Origin of the sequence: Aquimarina sp. U1-2 (assembly GCF_017897595.1) — a bacterium.
GTDB lineage: Bacteria > Bacteroidota > Bacteroidia > Flavobacteriales > Flavobacteriaceae > Aquimarina.
This window is the reverse complement of the sequence record NZ_JAGKIK010000002.1, coordinates 205,462-223,230: the sequence shown is the minus strand read 5'-3', so window position 1 is coordinate 223,230 and position 17,769 is coordinate 205,462. Positions and strand designations below refer to the sequence as shown.

Annotated in this window: 12 protein-coding genes; 11 read left to right on the top strand and 1 reads right to left on the bottom strand. The window is 35.4% G+C overall.

Annotation, left to right across the window (positions count from 1 at the left end; translation table 11 throughout):
• Nucleotides 1–132 precede the first annotated feature (132 nt).
• From J8281_RS03830 to J8281_RS03800, 7 genes are all read left to right on the top strand, one after another.
• Complete coding sequence (locus tag J8281_RS03830) at nt 133–1,290, top strand: homogentisate 1,2-dioxygenase (protein WP_210196270.1); 1,158 nt, start codon at nt 133–135, stop codon at nt 1,288–1,290.
• Nucleotides 1,291–1,439: 149 nt separating this feature from the next.
• Nucleotides 1,440–2,579: a 4-hydroxyphenylpyruvate dioxygenase gene (gene hppD / locus J8281_RS03825; protein WP_210196269.1), complete on the top strand. Its 1,140-nt coding sequence runs from the start codon at nt 1,440–1,442 to the stop codon at nt 2,577–2,579.
• Nucleotides 2,580–3,150: 571 nt separating this feature from the next.
• On the top strand, nt 3,151–3,930 hold the full coding sequence (locus J8281_RS03820; protein ID WP_210196268.1) for a DUF3108 domain-containing protein: 780 nt from the start codon (nt 3,151–3,153) through the stop codon (nt 3,928–3,930).
• The gene (locus J8281_RS03815) at nt 3,930–4,895 is read left to right on the top strand and encodes a tryptophan 2,3-dioxygenase family protein (protein WP_210196267.1); all 966 of its coding nucleotides are present in this window, start codon (nt 3,930–3,932) and stop codon (nt 4,893–4,895) included. Before J8281_RS03820 ends, J8281_RS03815 begins: the two co-directional genes overlap by 1 nt.
• A 109-nt stretch (nt 4,896–5,004) precedes the next feature.
• On the top strand, nt 5,005–6,258 hold the full coding sequence (locus tag J8281_RS03810; RefSeq protein ID WP_246848963.1) for a peptidoglycan DD-metalloendopeptidase family protein: 1,254 nt from the start codon (nt 5,005–5,007) through the stop codon (nt 6,256–6,258).
• A gap of 1 nt (nt 6,259) precedes the next feature.
• Entirely contained in the window at nt 6,260–7,900 is a 1,641-nt protein-coding gene (gene pgi / locus J8281_RS03805) for a glucose-6-phosphate isomerase (RefSeq protein ID WP_210196266.1), read from the top strand.
• A 374-nt stretch (nt 7,901–8,274) separates the two neighbouring features.
• On the top strand, nt 8,275–11,571 hold the full coding sequence (locus J8281_RS03800) for a carboxypeptidase regulatory-like domain-containing protein (protein WP_210196265.1): 3,297 nt from the start codon (nt 8,275–8,277) through the stop codon (nt 11,569–11,571).
• 123 nt (nt 11,572–11,694) lie between these two features.
• Here the strand turns inward: J8281_RS03800 and J8281_RS03795 are convergent, their stop codons facing one another.
• Entirely contained in the window at nt 11,695–13,341 is a 1,647-nt protein-coding gene (locus tag J8281_RS03795; protein ID WP_210196264.1) for a nucleotidyltransferase domain-containing protein, read from the bottom strand.
• A 142-nt stretch (nt 13,342–13,483) separates the two neighbouring features.
• On the opposite strand from J8281_RS03795, the gene J8281_RS03790 reads away from it, so the two are divergent.
• The 4 genes from J8281_RS03790 (at nt 13,484) to J8281_RS03775 (ending at nt 17,704) form a co-directional block, all read left to right on the top strand.
• Nucleotides 13,484–13,705: a hypothetical protein gene (locus tag J8281_RS03790; RefSeq protein WP_210196263.1), complete on the top strand. Its 222-nt coding sequence runs from the start codon at nt 13,484–13,486 to the stop codon at nt 13,703–13,705.
• A gap of 610 nt (nt 13,706–14,315) precedes the next feature.
• Nucleotides 14,316–14,618 carry a GIY-YIG nuclease family protein gene (locus tag J8281_RS03785; protein WP_210196262.1) on the top strand — a complete coding sequence of 101 codons (303 nt, stop codon included), beginning with the start codon at nt 14,316–14,318 and terminating at the stop codon, nt 14,616–14,618.
• 182 nt (nt 14,619–14,800) lie between these two features.
• Nucleotides 14,801–15,208 carry a hypothetical protein gene (locus J8281_RS03780; protein ID WP_210196261.1) on the top strand — a complete coding sequence of 136 codons (408 nt, stop codon included), beginning with the start codon at nt 14,801–14,803 and terminating at the stop codon, nt 15,206–15,208.
• A 261-nt stretch (nt 15,209–15,469) separates the two neighbouring features.
• Nucleotides 15,470–17,704, top strand: coding sequence for a TonB-dependent receptor domain-containing protein (locus J8281_RS03775; protein ID WP_210196260.1), 2,235 nt, complete (start codon nt 15,470–15,472; stop codon nt 17,702–17,704).
• The last annotated feature ends 65 nt before the right edge of the window (nt 17,705–17,769 follow it).

The following is a 17,769-nucleotide window of genomic DNA, read 5'->3' as shown; positions in this document are numbered from 1 at the left end:
TGTATATTATGAGCATATTTTGGCAGGATTTATTACTATTTCTACATTACCTTATTAAACGGAATCCCGAATAAGGCAGTATTGTTATTTACTATTTTAAGCAAGTAATCCATTCCTTAACATCTAAGAACTATGCCATTTTATCATACTTTAGGAAAAATACCTCCCAAACGTCACACCATCTTTAAAAAACAAGATGGCAACTTATATTACGAGCAATTATTTGGAACCATAGGTTTTGATGGCATGTCGACCAATCTTTACCACTGCCATCGACCCACGCAGGTAAAAGAAATTAAAAAAAACTACTCGGTTGCTCCCAAGATCGCTATCGGAAACAATATAAAATCATATCGCTTTCACGGTTTTAAAGTAAAACCAGAAACAGACTACGTACAAAGTAGAAAAACAGTATTGACCAATAGTGATGTAAGTATCATTTTGGCAGCGCCACAACAATCGATTACCGATTATTTTTATAAAAATACAGATGCCGATGAACTGATTTTTGTGCATCGAGGCAGCGGAAAATTTAGAAGCCATTTGGGTAATCTCGATTTCAAATACGGGGATTACATTCTGGTTCCGAGAGGTACTATTTATACACTAGATTTTGATACTACTGATAATCGTTTGTTCATAGTCGAGTCACGACGACCTATCTATACCCCTAAAAGATATCGTAATTGGTTTGGTCAGTTACTAGAGCATTCACCGTTTTGCGAACGTGACATTAGAACACCGTATGAATTGGAAACTAATGATGAAAAAGGCGATTTCTTGCTAAAAGTAAAAAAACAAGATGAAATTTTTGAAATGATATATGCAACACATCCTTTTGATGTAGTTGGTTACGACGGCTATAACTTTCCTTATGCTTTTTCGATACATGATTTTGAACCTATCACCGGTAGAATACATCAACCCCCACCGGTACATCAAACCTTTGAAACTGATGCTTTTGTAGTATGTTCTTTTGTACCCCGGCTTTATGATTACCACCCCGATAGTATACCAGCACCGTACAATCATAGCAATATTGACAGCGACGAAGTTTTATATTATGTAGATGGAGATTTCATGAGCAGAAATGACATTGATGCAGGACATATTTCTTTGCATCCTGCCGGAATTCCGCATGGACCACACCCAGGAGCTGTAGAACGAAGTATTGGTCAGACCAAAACAGACGAATTGGCTGTAATGGTGGATACGTTTAAGCCGCTGAAGGTAACTGAAGAAGCCATGCAAATAGCTGACGAAGAGTATCATAAGTCTTGGTTAGAATAGTTCATAAGAAAATATTGAAGTATAGAATTGATATAAGCGCTCATTTAAGAGCAATGTGGTAATCTCTTATTTTGAGATTATTTAACAGTTTGTTCCATAGAGAACATTTTCTAATTATATAAGTAACACATTACCTAATTAACATCATTATGTCAACCCATATAAAACCACAAGATTTAGAAAAAGTAGTTCCACAAGCAGAAGATTTTCTACCTTTATTAGGAACCGATTATGTAGAACTTTATGTAGGCAATGCCAAACAAGCTGCTTATTATTATCAAACCGCATGGGGATTTCAGCCTATTGCTTATGCAGGATTAGAGACCGGTCGAACCGATAGTGTTTCTTATGTGCTTCAACAAGACAAAATTCGATTAGTACTTACTTCTCCTCTACAGCCAGACGGAGAAATAAATAACCACATCAATGCACATGGTGACGGAGTAAAAGTAGTTGCGCTATGGGTAGATGATGCTACCAAAAGCTATAATGAAACTATAAAACGAGGCGCCAAATCATATCTAGAACCTAAAACAGAAGATGATGAGCATGGTAGTGTTGTGTTTTCAGGAATTCATACCTATGGCGAAACGGTGCACATTTTTGTTGAACGAAAAAATTATACCGGAACGTTTTTACCAGGATATATACCCTGGAATAAGTCGTACGAAACAGAAGCTACCGGATTGAAGTACATCGATCACATGGTTGGCAACGTGGGATGGAACGAAATGAATAAGTGGTGCGAATTTTATGCTAAAGTAATGGGTTTTGCGCAATTGGTCTCGTTTGATGATAAGGATATTTCTACAGAATATACGGCTTTGATGAGTAAAGTGATGAGTAATGGAAATGGTCGTATTAAGTTTCCTATAAATGAACCTGCAGAGGGGAGAAAAAAATCTCAAATTGAAGAATATATTGATTTCTATAACGGTGCGGGTGTACAACATATGGCGCTCGCAACCGATAATATCATCGAAACAGTGACCGCGCTTCAAAAAAGGGGTGTAGAGTTTCTTACTGTTCCTGCTAGCTATTATGAAACTGTATTGGATAGAGTAGGAGAAATTGACGAAGATCTGGCACCATTAAAAGAGTTAGGTATTCTAATTGATAGGGATGATGAAGGGTATCTCCTTCAAATCTTTACGAAACCTGTATTAGATAGACCCACTATGTTTTTTGAAATCATACAACGCAAAGGTGCACAATCTTTTGGAAAAGGTAATTTTAAAGCCCTATTCGAGGCTATCGAGCGAGAGCAAGAGCAACGAGGAACTTTGTAATACCAAAGCGCTAATTGCTTTAACCGGGTTAAACCCGCTTTATGTATTAGAAAATCTATTACGGCTTGAAACTGCTGCAAAACCAAGCACTACGTTATATTTTTAAGTGTCACCGTAGCGGTGCTACGCTGAAACTTAGAAAACACTTGGTTTTATGGCATTTTCAAACCTCATGACGACATTCTAATACATAAACCGGGTTTAATAATTCTCAAATAAATAGGTAGATATCACGCCAAAATTGAACTATTGTAATTTTTTACATAAGTTTTTGTTAAAGTTGATAATAAAAAAACGTTTTCGATTGATAATTATGCAAAAAAAGTTCATCTTTGTAGTGTAAACGGGGTGGTTACCGTTTATATCTAAAACAATAATTATTCTCATAATTTAAGTTTTTAGTTGGTTAATAAAAGTAAAAAAAGAGAGCTGTGGTGGCTCTCTTTTTTGTTTTCCTTTATGTTTTTATAACAGTATTCATTTTTATGTCATAGCATTAAATAGTACTTTTGGAATAGATATTGTTATCATGTGATAAAGTATTGCACCAAATAACAAAATGTCTTATACCATGAAAAGGTTATTATTAATTATATTTTTACTTGTGCTCTCGCCTTCTATATATGCGCAAGATGCTCACAGCGCATTTGATTCGGGTGAATGGTTTAGGTTTCGAATTCATTATGGGATTTTTACCGCGAGCTATGCCACTATAGAAGTGAAAGATGAGGTTCTCGACGGTAAACCTGTTCGCCATATTGCGGGAGCTGGTAAGTCTTCTGGTTTTCTAAGTTTGTTTTTTAAGGTCGAGGATTATTATGAAACATATATCGATAGAAACGAAGTAAAACCCTATAAATTTATTAGAAAAATTAATGAAGGAGGGTATACCAAAGATATCGAAATCAAATTTGATCATCAAAATGCCCAGGCACTGGTTCATGACAAAAAACGCAATACCAAAAATACGTTTGCTACTCACGACAACGTTCAAGACATGATGTCTTCTTTCTATTATTTAAGAAATAATATTAAAACATCTTCATTAAAAAAAGGTGACGAGCAGTATGTTAATATGTTTTTTGACAGAGAAAATTATCGTTTTAAATTAAAGTTTCTAGGAAAAGAAGTACTTAGTACCAAAATGGGTAAAATTGCCTGTCTCAAATTTAGACCTTATGTACAGGCCAATCGAATTTTTAAAGAAGAAGAAAGTATGACGGTATGGGTAAGCGATGATGATAATCGAATGCCAGTACGAATAAAAGCCGAAATTTTGGTAGGGTCTATAAAAGCAGATTTGGATGCATTTAAAGGACTCAAACATCCGTTTAAAATTGTGGTAGATTGATGAACCAACCTATAAGACCAGAAATTGCAAAAAAAATAGAGCAATTAGAAAAAAAATTCAAAAATTCTGGACAGGATTTAGGATCATATCTAGATGGCCTGCTTCATGATCGCTATTTAACTTATTGGGATTATATTCATTTAGATACACTACTAAGCTTACAGATTCCGAGAACTCATTTCCCAGACGAAGAGATCTTTATCACGTACCATCAAATTACAGAACTTTATTTTAAGCTTATTATACACGAGCTTAAACAGATCATAGATGACAAATTACAAACCGCTACTTTTTTTATCACAAAACTAGACCGAATCAATCGATATTTCAGAGTGTTGATCAATTCATTCGATGTGATGATCAAAGGTATGGATAGAGATCAATTTCTTAACTATAGAATGTCGCTTCTACCCGCCAGCGGATTCCAGTCTGTACAATTTAGACTCATAGAAATCTATGCCACACCACTTGTCCATCTTGTTCATGCCAAAGAAAGAGATCGGTTTTCAGAGCAAGACTCTTTAGAAACGGTTTTTGAATATCTCTACTGGAAATCTGGCGCTACCAACGTAGAAACTGGCGAAAAAACACTCACGCTCAAACAATTCGAGTACCGCTACACCCCAAGAATGATGCGCACAGCAAAACAGGTACAACAAAGTACGATTTATCATAAATACCTAGAACTTCCAGAAAAAGAGCAAAATAATGTGCAGCTTATCGAAGCATTACGTACTTTTGATACCAATGTGAATATTAATTGGTTATTAATGCACATGGGCGCAGCTTTCAGATATCTTAACAAAGAGGAAGGTGAAGTTTTGGCTACTGGTGGAACAAATTGGAAAAAGTTTTTACCTCCAAGTTTTCAAAGAATTATGTTTTTTCCTAATCTTTGGAGTCAAACGGAAAAAGAAACTTGGGGACAGCAATGGGTCGCTCATCAATTTAATACCACAAAGTAAATCACCTCGAGGGCAAGTCCACGAGGCATTCGTAAGAAATAGATTTTTAATTTCGAGGCAAGCCTAGGGATATGATACCCTGTGGCGGTGCCAATAAAATAGTTGTCAGTTGAAGCAAATAGGTTATCTACTACTGCTTATAGTAGTTGTATGTTCGTGTCAAAAAGAAAAAGAGAAAGCAAAGGTTACCGTTCCTGAAGTGATTGAGAAAGAAGAAACTCCGCCGGTTATTATGGAATTTGGATACGTACTAGATGATTTTACTGTAGTTAAAGACACTATTAAACCCGGTGATAGTTTTGGTGCTATCATGGATAGTCATGGCATTAGTAGAGCCAAAGTATTCGAGATAACCAACAAAATAAAAGATACGTTTAACGTAGCACGTATTATGGCCGGTAAACCCTATACCTTATTAAAATCTAAAGATACCACCGAAAAGGCTCAGGTATTTGTATATCAAAATAATAAAATAGAGTACACTGTTATTGATTTTAGGGATAGTATTACCATACAGAAGCGAAAAAAACCCGTAACCCTGGTTGAAAAAATAGCATCAGGTACGATATACAGTAGTCTAATGCAGACTTTTGATGATTTGGATCTTAATTTTTTGGTAGCGTATAACCTATCTGATATCTATGCCTGGACAATCGATTTTACGAGGTTGCAAGCAGGAGATCGATTTAAAGTACTATACACTGAAAAATTTATTGATGATACCATTCCTGCCGGAATCGATCAGATTAAGGCATCCTACTTTGAACATCGCGGGAAACCTATTTATGCATTTAGGTTTCAAGACGATTCTATAAACAATACGATAGATTATTTTGATAGCGAAGCCAACAATCTACGCAGAGCATTTCTTAGAGCGCCAGTAAAATTTAGTAGAATATCTTCTCGATATAACTTGAGAAGGAGAATTAAATACTACGGCAATAAAATTCGACCCCATCGAGGAACAGATTTTGCGGCACCCATTGGCACACCAATACTAGCAACTGCAGATGGCATTGTCACAAAATCAGAACGACGAGGAGGAAACGGGAAATATGTTAAAATAAGACATAATGCTACCTATGACACGCAATACCTACATATGAGTAGACAAGCCGTAAAAGTTGGACAGTTTGTACGACAAGGCGATGTAATCGGGTATATTGGAATGACAGGGAACACCAGTGGTCCTCATGTTTGCTACAGATTCTGGAAAAACGGGAGAGAAGTAGATCCGTTTAAACAAGATCTTCCCGCATCAAAACCTTTGTCTGATAGTCTTAGACCGAAATTTTTTAATTATATAGAACCTATAAAAGCTACTTTAGATAGCATCCAGTTTAAACCACAAGAAATTTTATAACATGACATTACCAACTATTAATCCTACCACCACAAAAGCCTGGGGAGCACTAACTGCTCATTTTGAGCACATAAAAAATAAACATCTCAAAGATCTATTTCAACAGCAACCCAGTAGAGCAACAGATTTTTCAGTGATTTGGAATGATTTCTATGTAGACTATTCCAAAAATCGAATGGATACGACCACCAAAAAGTTATTGATCGAACTTGCAAAAGAAGTAAAACTAGATCAAGCCATACAACATTATTTCGGCGGAAGCCTAATTAACAAAACAGAAGAAAGAGCTGTACTACATACGGCGTTAAGAGCTCCTTCTAACCATAGTTTAGAGATAGACGGTAAAAATATAATTCCAGAAATTACCGCAGTAAAAGAGAAAATAAGAACGTTTAGCAATCAGATCATTTCCGGAGACTTAAAAGGATATACCGGCAAATCATTTACAGACATTGTCAATATTGGTATTGGTGGGTCTGATCTGGGTCCTGTAATGATCACAGAATCTCTGGAGTTTTATAAAAATCATCTTAATGTACATTTCATATCAAACGTTGACGGAGATCATGTGCATCAAAACCTGAAAGGTCTGAACCCTGAAACTACCCTTTTTGTAGTGGTTTCTAAAACTTTTTCTACCCAGGAAACTTTATCGAACGCTACGACCGCCAGAAATTGGTTCACCCAAAAAGCACCAAAAGATACAGTAGGCAACCACTTTGTAGCCGTATCCAGCAACATCCCGAACGTAACGAACTTTGGTATTAGTGAAGATAATATATTTCCATTATGGGATTGGGTTGGTGGTCGCTTTTCGCTATGGAGTGCCGTTGGACTATCAATAAGCCTTTCAGTAGGGTATGACAACTTTGAAGCATTACTAGAAGGTGCACACGAAATGGATGAACATTTTAAAAATACCTCCTTCGACGAAAACATACCTGTTATCCTAGGTATGCTGAGTATCTGGTACAACAATTTCTTTACCGCAGAAAGTGAAGCGATTATCCCATATTCTCAATACTTACATCGACTTCCCGCCTATTTACAACAAGGCATCATGGAAAGTAATGGAAAAAGTGTAGACCGCAATGGAAACCCGGTTGATTATCAAACGGGGACTATTATCTGGGGAGAACCAGGAACCAATGCGCAGCATGCATTTTTTCAATTAATTCACCAGGGTACCAAATTGATCCCGGCAGAGTTTATTGGTTTTAAATATTCGTTGTTTGAAGATCAAGATCATCAAGATAAATTGATGGCTAATTTCTTTGCCCAAACTGAGGCATTAATGAATGGAAAAACGAAAAACGAAGTACTAGAAGAACTTGCTTCTAAAAACCTATCTGAAGAAAAACTGAAACAACTTGCTCCCTTTAAAGTATTTGAAGGAAATAAACCCACAACTACAGTTTTAATCGATAAACTAACTCCAAAAAGCCTTGGGGCTTTAATTTCGATGTATGAACAACGTATTTTTGTGCAAGGGATTGTTTGGAATATTTTTAGCTATGATCAATGGGGGGTAGAATTGGGTAAGCAATTGGCCACAAAAATTCTATCAGAAATTAACAAGACTCAAAGTTATCAACACGACGTTTCTACTCAAAAACTTTTAGCACACTATCTAAAAAAATAAAAACCAACCTTGTTCTGTGCGGATAACAAAGGTTTTTTTGAGATCTAAACGAGTTTACAATGTTAACGTTGCAGAAAAGAGTGAATTACTAATTAACTTTTTTTTGGTTGATAACTTTTGAATATCTTCAACGTATTGAGGATCAGTGCACTCTCAAAATAACTTTACTTTAATGCTATACAAATTTTGTGAAAAACTCTTAACATTAAGGTAAAGTTATATTCCACAAAGATTTGTTCATTTGCACGGATTAATTAACTCACTTACAGGTAATGGAATCAAAAGCGATTTAGATACATTTGGGGGTGTCTAAATGATTATCAGGAAATTGTTGAAGGTTCTATGACAATTGAAAAAAACAATTTAATACACACATGAAAAAGATTACATTTTTATTAGTTGTAATCCTTATGGCAGTCGTTGGGGAAACGTATGCGCAAGGGGTAACTACATCATCGATTAATGGTAAAGTCACCGATAATAACGGAGAACCATTACCAGGGGCTACAATTGTGGCGATACATCAACCGACGGGAACTAAATACGGTGTTACTACTGATTTTGATGGATTTTATCGTATTAACAATATGCGTGTAGGGGGTCCATACAGTGTTAATATTTCTTATGTAGGTTTTGAAGAAGTAAAAAAGAACGATCTTTTTTTACAGCTTGGACAATCTGAGAGAATTAGTGTTCAAATGACAGAAGAAACTAATGCTTTAGATGAGGTAATTATTACTGCTCAAAAAGGTAGCGTATTTGATTCAAATAAGACAGGTACAGAAACAACCGTAACACAAAGAGAAATTAACACAATACCCAATACTTCGAGATCTATTGCTGAATTTGTAAGAATAACTCCACAAGCACAATTAAATGAAGGAGATGACGGATTTTCTTTCTCTATAGCCGGGCAAAACAATCGGTTTAATGGCATATATGTTGATGGAGCTGTCAACAATGATGTTTTTGGTTTAGCAGCTTCTGGAACTAATGGTGGTCAAACTGGAGTAAATCCATTCACTATAGATGCAATTGAAACTATTCAGATCAATGTAGCTCCTTTTGATGTTAAACAATCCGGATTTGCAGGAGGAGCTGTAAATGCTATTACAAGATCAGGAACGAATGAATGGATTGGCTCAGCATACACGTTTTTCAAAAATGAAGATTTAGTAGGTAAAACACCAGTAGACTTACTAAGAGAAGGAGATGAGAGAACTAAAGTTAATGAGTTTACAGCATCAACCTATGGACTACGTTTGGGAGGTCCTATTATTAAAGATAAGTTATTCTTTTTTGTAAATTATGAAAGAGTTGATAATGAGTTTACCAATCCTTTCTTTATCAACACTTACACAGGTCAATCCACAGCGGCTGATCTGGAAAATTTAAGGCAATTCGTTTCAACAAATTACAACTACGACATAGGTAGTTATGAAAATAATCTATCTACCCTTTTAGGTAATACTTTTACGATAAGACTAGACTGGAACGTAGATGAAAACAATCAGATTTTCTTTAAGAACAACTATGTAAAATCAGAAAATCTTGAAGGAAGAGCTTCTGGTGTTAGAAATATTAATTTTTCTAATGGGTCTGAAGTTTTTGAAAGCGTGGCCAATACAACTACATTAGAGTGGAACTCAACTATAGGCAATAAATTTTCCAATAATCTAATATTAGGATATTCAAGAGTACGTGATGACAGAGATCCGGATGGTAGTCCATTTCCTTCGGTTCAGCTTAGAGACGGCAATGGTGCCAGGATAACTTTTGGAGCCGAACGATTCAGCACTTCAAATTTATTAGATCAAGATGTATTTACATTAGCTGAGAATTTCAATATTTATTCTGGAAGGCATACCATTACTATTGGTACTCAAAATGAATATGCATCGACTAAGAATCTTTTTTTTGCTAGTAATTTTGGTTATTATCAGTTCTTTGATCAATTTAATGATGCCGACGAATTTATTAATAGTGGAACAGATCAGTTCCTAAATGAAAGAGATGCTGATCGATATGATATTAGCTATCCATTATTAGCAGGACCTAGCGTAGGTGATGATGCAGTAGGAGCGGCAGAATTTGGAAGATTTATGTTTGGTTTTTATGTACAAGATGAGATTCAGTTTACAGATAACCTTAAAATTACGGCTGGTATACGCTTAGATATCCCCTTCTGGGAAGAAGGGATTGAAAACGAAGATTTTAACACAAGAACTGTAGGGATATTAGAAGCGGCGGGAAAAGATCTTCGTGGAGCGAGAGTAGGTAAAGCAATCAATCCTAGAGCTCATATAGCACCAAGATTAGGGTTTAATTGGGATGTAAATGGAGATAAAACTACTCAGGTTCGGGGAGGTTTAGGAATTTTTACATCGCGAGTACCACTAGTTTGGGCAGGTGGAACCTACAATAATAATGGTGTAACCCTTGGAGCAAGTGAAGAAAGAAACTTTCCTCCTGAATCTATTTTTTTCAATCCAGATGTTAATACGCAGCCAACTCATATAGAAAGAGGAGTAGGTGCAGTGGGTGGTCAAATAGATTTGTTTGCACCAGATACGAAGTTACCTCAAGTATTGAAATATAATATCGCTGTAGACCAAAAATTACCATTTTGGGGTTTAATTGCTTCTGCAGATTTCCTATATCAAGATAATATTACCCAGTTACAGTACGAAAATCTTAACATTGCAGGACCAATCGGTACCTTAGACGGAGGACAAGATAATAGATTGCGATATAGCAGGGATTTGATTGACAACACCTATCAAGGGATTTATCTAGCATCCAATACCGGTGAGGGATATTCTTACAATGCTACATTTACGTTACAAAAACCTTTTGATAACGGTTTTCAAGGAAGTATTTCGTATTCTTATGGTGAATCTGAAAATATATTTGATGCATCTTCATCTCAAAATAGTTCTCAATGGAGAAATCAAGTCACTGTGAATGGTAAAAATGCAAGAATACCTGTAACTAGATCAGATTTTTCTCCAGGACATAGAATTATTGGAAATATCTCTTATGAGTTTAAGTGGAATGAAAATATAAAAACTACGATTGGCTTAGTATATGAAGGATTCCAAGATTCTCCATTTTCCTATACCTATGGAACTCCTAATTTTGGCAATTTTATTTTAAATGATGATACTCGAGATAATGCCTTAATATATGTTCCTAGAAATCAGAACGAAATTAATCTTGTTCCATTTAGAAACGATGAAGGTGAGATCATTCCTGGAACCCCTTCTGTAGCTGAACAATGGGATCAATTAAATTCTTATATTGAAAATAACGATTACTTAAGAGAACGAAGAGGACAATACGCAGAAAGAAATGGGGAGAGAGGACCATGGAATCACATTTTTGATTTCCGTTTTGTACAAGACTTTTCTATCAACGTAGGGGGAAATAAACACGGATTACAATTGACAGCAGACGTTTTAAATTTTGGGAATTTCTTAAACAAAGATTGGGGCGTTAGAAAGTTTACTAGAGACGAGGTTCAAATAATAGACGTAATTAATGTAAATAACGGTGTACCTTCTTTTCAGGTTAATCAGAGAAACATAGATAATGTGGAGGAGATAGATGATGAGAACAACCAGTCCTCAAGATGGCAAATGCAAATAGGATTACGTTATTTGTTTAATTAAGAATTATAATCATAAAATACAAAAAAGCCCTTTCATCAAATAATAAAAGGGCTTTTTTTGTTAAGTTTTAATTCCTTATTTGTAGAAAATTTTACATGATAAAATGTAAAAAAAGCAGTGGGATTAATGTAAAGCTAGTTCTTGTTCGATTGATGTATAGGTGACTTTCCCAAGTCGTAAAGCAGCATAAAAAATATAAGGTATAAAAGAGGGGTCTATTAATAATATTTCTAGACACCTTATTAAAAACTCCTTAAGGAATACTATTTCTTTCACAGTACTATTTTGGATGCCTCTGAAAAAATATGAGTTATAATCCGGGAAACTAGCTAATTCGGATTCTAAATCAGGTAAAGAAGATATCAAACCCTTGATCTCTTTTTCAATAATGGAATCAAAATCTTCTGTCCACAATCTTATAAGTATATCTTTTTGTAGCTGATAGGTCTCTTCAAATTGTAGAAGGGTGTCATTACGCCTTCTCATAAGTTCTTTAGAGTTAATACGTTCATTGCAGTCATAACTATAGACAAAATAGTTTTTAAACATAAAAAACAGGAACTCTTTAAAGGCTGCTCCTTTGCCATGAAAATAAACGTGGTTCAAATCACTAACTACAGCAAAGGCAGAAGAAATTTGAAAACTTTGATCAAAAAACTCATCTGAGCCCTCTATTACAAAAGAGTTAAGTTTATTAAAAATGGGTATAACCGCTTTGTATAATGGTTCTGTAACAAACCTGAATTTAAAACCAATAAAGGCAGGAAAATGCATGTTATTTAAATCATGATCATTTTTTAAAGCGTACAACCAATCAATTAAAAAATTATTTAGCCATTCGTGCTTTGCATGTATGACACAAAATATGTCTTGTGGAGAAAACCCTTGCCCAGTTGAATAGGTCGTATAAAAATAATTAGTAAAATTCTGATCAACACGATTTTTAAACTTCAAAAGTGATTGACTAAGTATTTGTAAAGTGTTGAGCCGTTGTTCAAAATTATCTAAAAAGGGGATATGAATACATAGAGAACCTTCATTGAGTGCTAATTGGATATTGTTTACAGGGTATAATTCCACTAAACCACCTTTACCAATGAGTTCTTTTTCAGCAATCTCTACTAATTTCTTATAATCTTTCTTTACATAAGCTAAATCTAATGCACTAATGATCTCTTGCTTAAATTGCGGATTATGTTCTTCAAGAAACTTCATTCTATGCTTTCCATCACCTTTCCATACTCCTTCGGAGTGTAATTTAAAACCAATCAAATTATCTACTAACTTCCCTGCGTCTAGAATTAGATTTTCCCATTTTTCTTTTATATTATCCAGCTTATGGGCGCACTTAGTAATCGAAATTCTTGCATCAAGATGATCTTCATTTGACATAGGTTTAGGGCCATTATTTTTTAATTCCACACTATGATCAGTTATGGAATTTGCTAATTTCAGATCTCCAAATAGATAAACACCCTTAGCTATTAATCCTATAAAATGCCCCCTAGCACTACTATAATCTGCATAAAACCTTTCATATAAATGTTGTAACGGTATTATAAAGGTCTGTAATTTATATCCTTTAAAGGACAAGGTTTCATTATGTAGTTGGTTTCTATTCGATACGATAATGATAATATCTATGTCAGAATTTATATCCGCCGTTTCATCTATTACGCTACCGCTTAGAATAGCCGTTAATACCATCGGATATTTTTTTAGGAGAAAATTAATAATATTTTTTCTTTCAATTTCAGTCAGATAGGACATAAAACTTAAAATTTTTAGGTACTGTTAAAGTATAGTAAAATAGCTAATTATATTTTATGTAATTCCCTAATTCTAAATCAATATAACTTTATTAAAAACCTTTTAACAAAAAACAAATTATTTAATTTAAAAATGTATTATTATGAAAAATTTAAAAGATTTAAAATTTCCAAAATTAAAAAGAGAACAGCTAAAAAAGATCAATGCGGGTCATAGCCATAATTCTGGATTTTATAATGACAACGATGATTCTGGTGGTGGAGGACCAAGAACATGTCACGGTTGGGCGTGCCGAAATGGAATAAGAATGTGGGTACAAGTAACCTGTTCCACTGGGCATATTGATACGTCAAGTTGTACATAACTAAAAATAAATTTTACTGCTCTACTTTGAATTGTTGAAGGCACTAAAAAAGGTAAGATCGTAGTAGAATAGAGACATCAACTTTGAGACACTAACATCCCAAACGGCAATACATAGGATTGCTGTTTGGGATTTTTTAATGCACCACGTCATTGCATACTTACCACGTCACTGCGAAGGAGGATACGACTGAAGTAGTCTGTCCCAATACTCCCGTAGCTCTGATTAGAACTTTCATATACATTTAAAAAGATCACTTCGTCGTTCCTCCTCGTGATGACATTTCAATATAATTTGCCACGTCACTGCGAAGGAGGCAACGACTGAAGCAGTCTGCCTAAGCACGCCCGTAGCTTTGATTAGAACTTTCGGGTACATTTATAAGATCGCTTCGTCGTTCCTCCTCGCGATGACTACACAAATTCATAAGATTACTTCTCCACCTATCGGTGTATCGTAATGACGTTTTAATTGATCCTCCCTCCTCGCGATGCTGTTTTCATAACATGTTCATGCACCACGTCACTGCGAAGGAGGCTACGACTGAAGCAGTCTGCTAAAACAAAACACTATTTTTAACTACTTTTACGCCATTAAACAGAATATCCTTATGAAAACTGCCCATGTGTATTTAATGACCAATAAAAACAATACCGTTATCTACACAGGCGTAACCAGCAATTTATTAAAAAGAGTATATCAGCATAAAACGAAAGCTTTTGCTAAAAGTTTTACTGCCAGGTACAATTGTGATAAACTCGTTTATTTTGAAGAGTTTCACAGTATTATAGAAGCTATTGCCCGAGAAAAGCAAATAAAAGCAGGAAATAGAAAGCGAAAAGAAAATCTTATTCATTCCAATAATCCTGATTGGAGCGACCTGTCAGAGGGTTGGTTGTTTCATTTTGATTAGTAAACGTCACTACACACATCATACGTCATTGCGAAGGAGGCTACGACTGAAGCAGTCTGCCTAAGCACTCCCGTATCGCTGATTAGAATTTTCGTGTACATTTAAAAAGATCACTTCGTCGTTCCTCCTCGTGATGACATTTATTTAGGAACTTTATACTACATTTATTACTTTTACAACTTATGAAAAAAATAATCTCCATACTTGCGTGTATACTACTATTGACCAGCAATAGTCAGCTTACCTATGCACAACATTTCTGTGGAGATTCAGAAATGATGGCACTTCTCACATTGGGGCAAGCAGAACTCTCATGCGGTATGGTCAATAAAAATGATGCGTGTGAAGATAACGAGGATGCAGATCATTCTTGCTGTGATAATCAATATACTCATATCAATACCGATGACACCTTTCAACGGGTGAATCATGATATACAACTTTACCCATACATCGCTTTGGCGATATCGTATACCTTCTTACTTGAAATCGAACCGAGCGAAATGTCTAAAGCTCGTATTCCTTTTTCTTATATATCTCCTCCCCTTCATAAAGACCATCAAGTCCTTTATGAAACTTTTTTAATTTGATTTTTATTCTTTTCACTTACGCTTACAATAGGGTAATACAAACTTCCAGATTAGTAATACTACTTAACTCAACTGTGATGTCTGTTTACCAATAATAGTGTGAAACCCCTGTTGCACGTCTATGTAAACTACCTCGGGGTATTATACCCTTTGACAGTGCTAATAAAATTTTATAGGTACTCTCAAGTGCCTAACCTATAAAGTTTATACATACGACATGCGTTCATTTAACAATTACCAAAAGAATAAAACATTTTACTAATGAAAAAATTTATATATATTTTAGGGTTCTTTCCCCTGTTCTTCCATGCGCAGGATGATGTTGAAGGAATCATATTAGAAATTCAGAATGCCAAAGAAATCCCACTGCCCGATGTAAATATCTACTGGCTCAATTCGAGTATTGGAACTAGCACTAATAAGTATGGGACTTTTAAAATTCCATATACCCCAGAACATTCAAAACTAGTAATTAGCTATTTGGGATATCAAACAGATACTTTAGACATTAACCAACCCAAAACAATAAGTCATGTACTCAAAGTAAAGGCTAGCCTCGATGAAGTGATGATAACTTCTCAGAAAAGAGCAACGTCACGCTCTTATATCGAAGCAAAAAATGTAATTCAAATAAGTAGTGACGAATTGTTAAAAGCGGCATGTTGCAACCTTTCTGAAAGTTTTGAGACCAATCCCACTATTGACGTCAATTTTGCCGATGCTATTACAGGTACCCGCAGAATTAGAATGCTTGGTCTTACTAGCCCTTATACACTAATTAATATAGAAAATATTCCCGCTATTCGAGGTGCCAGACAAGCTCACGGACTCAGTTTTATCCCAGGAACTTGGGTAGAAAGTATTCAAATTACCAAAGGTGCCGGTAGTGTAGTCAATGGATTTGAAAGCATTGCGGGTCAAATCAATACAGAATTTGTAAAACCTAAAACCGATGATCGCTTCTTTTTGAACACCTATAGTGCAATAAACGGAAGAACGGAAACCAATGTTCATATCAATAAAGATATTACTGAAAAATGGAGTACGGGGCTTTATGTGCATGGAAATTATAGAGGTATAAAAAATGACCGAAATCAAGATGGTTTTCTAGACATGCCGCTTGCTAATCAATTCAACGTATTAAACCGCTGGCAATATGCAGATCCCTCAAAAGGCTTTGTAAGTTTTATCAATCTGCGCTATATGAATGATCAAAAACGTATAGGTGAAACTCGTTTTGATACACGAACCGATAGCGGTACTACCAACTCTTGGGGAGGTGAAATAGATACACAACACTTAGGGATCTCTGCCAAATTAGGCTATGTTTTTCCTGAAGCCCCCTATCAAAGTATAGGTGTCCAGCTTGCTTACAACGATCATGATCAAAAGGCGTATTACGGTCTAAGACCCTATACCATTCATCATCGAAGTGCATATGGCAACCTACTATTTAATTCTATTATAAGTGATTCTCGACATCAATTTAAAACCGGTCTTACGGTAACCTATGATGATTTTGATGAGACCGTAGAAATTACGAATTACGATAGAACCGAAAATTCTATAGGAGCATTTTTTGAGTATGCTTATGACAACCTCGACAATTTGCTACTCACAGCTGGACTACGGTTAGATACTCACAATTTGTTTGGAACATTTGTGACCCCTCGATTACATGTTCGATTTACTCCCTGGAACAAGGCCGCGTTAAGAGGGTCTATAGGGCGAGGTAAACGAAGCGCAAATCTTTTTGTAGAAAATCAATCCTTACTGGCAACCTCTAGGGTGATCTCTATTCAAGAGGCAAGAGGAGAAATCTATGGGTTAGATCCAGAAATCGCCTGGAATTACGGAATATCTTTCTTACAAGGTTTCAATGTGTTTCAAAAGAAGGCAGAGGTCTCTATCGATTTTTACAGAACAGATTTTAAAAATCAGGTCGTTGTCGATTGGGAGGACCCCAGACAGATTCAATTCTATAATTTAGAGGGAGAAAGTTTTGCCAATAGCCTTCAAGTAGAATTCAATTATTTTCTTTTTAACGGTACAGAGTTCCGAACCGCATACAAATATTATCAAGTAGAAACCACATATCAAAACGGTCGTTTAGAAAGACCTTTGACACCAAGCCACCGTGTTTTTGCTAATATTGCCTATGAAACTGCTTTAAAAGAAGGAAAATCAGACTATTGGAAATTCGATTTGACCTATAATTGGCTGGGGAAGCAACGATATCCTAGCACAGCATCAAATCCGGAAGCTTTTCAACTTAGCACATTTTCACCTGCTATAGGTACTCTTAACGCACAGGTGACCAAAGTATTTAGTACTACTTTTGAAGTGTATCTGGGAGCAGAAAATTTTACAGATCAGAGACAGCAAAATCCTATTCTTGATCCTCAGAATCCCTTTGGTTCAAATTTTGATACTACTTTTGTATACGGACCCATTTTTGGGAGTAATTATTATTTGGGTCTTCGATATACAATGTAAAATTCAGCGCAGTGGTTACCTACATTCTTAATCTTATAATTATTTTAAATGAATATCTGTCATCA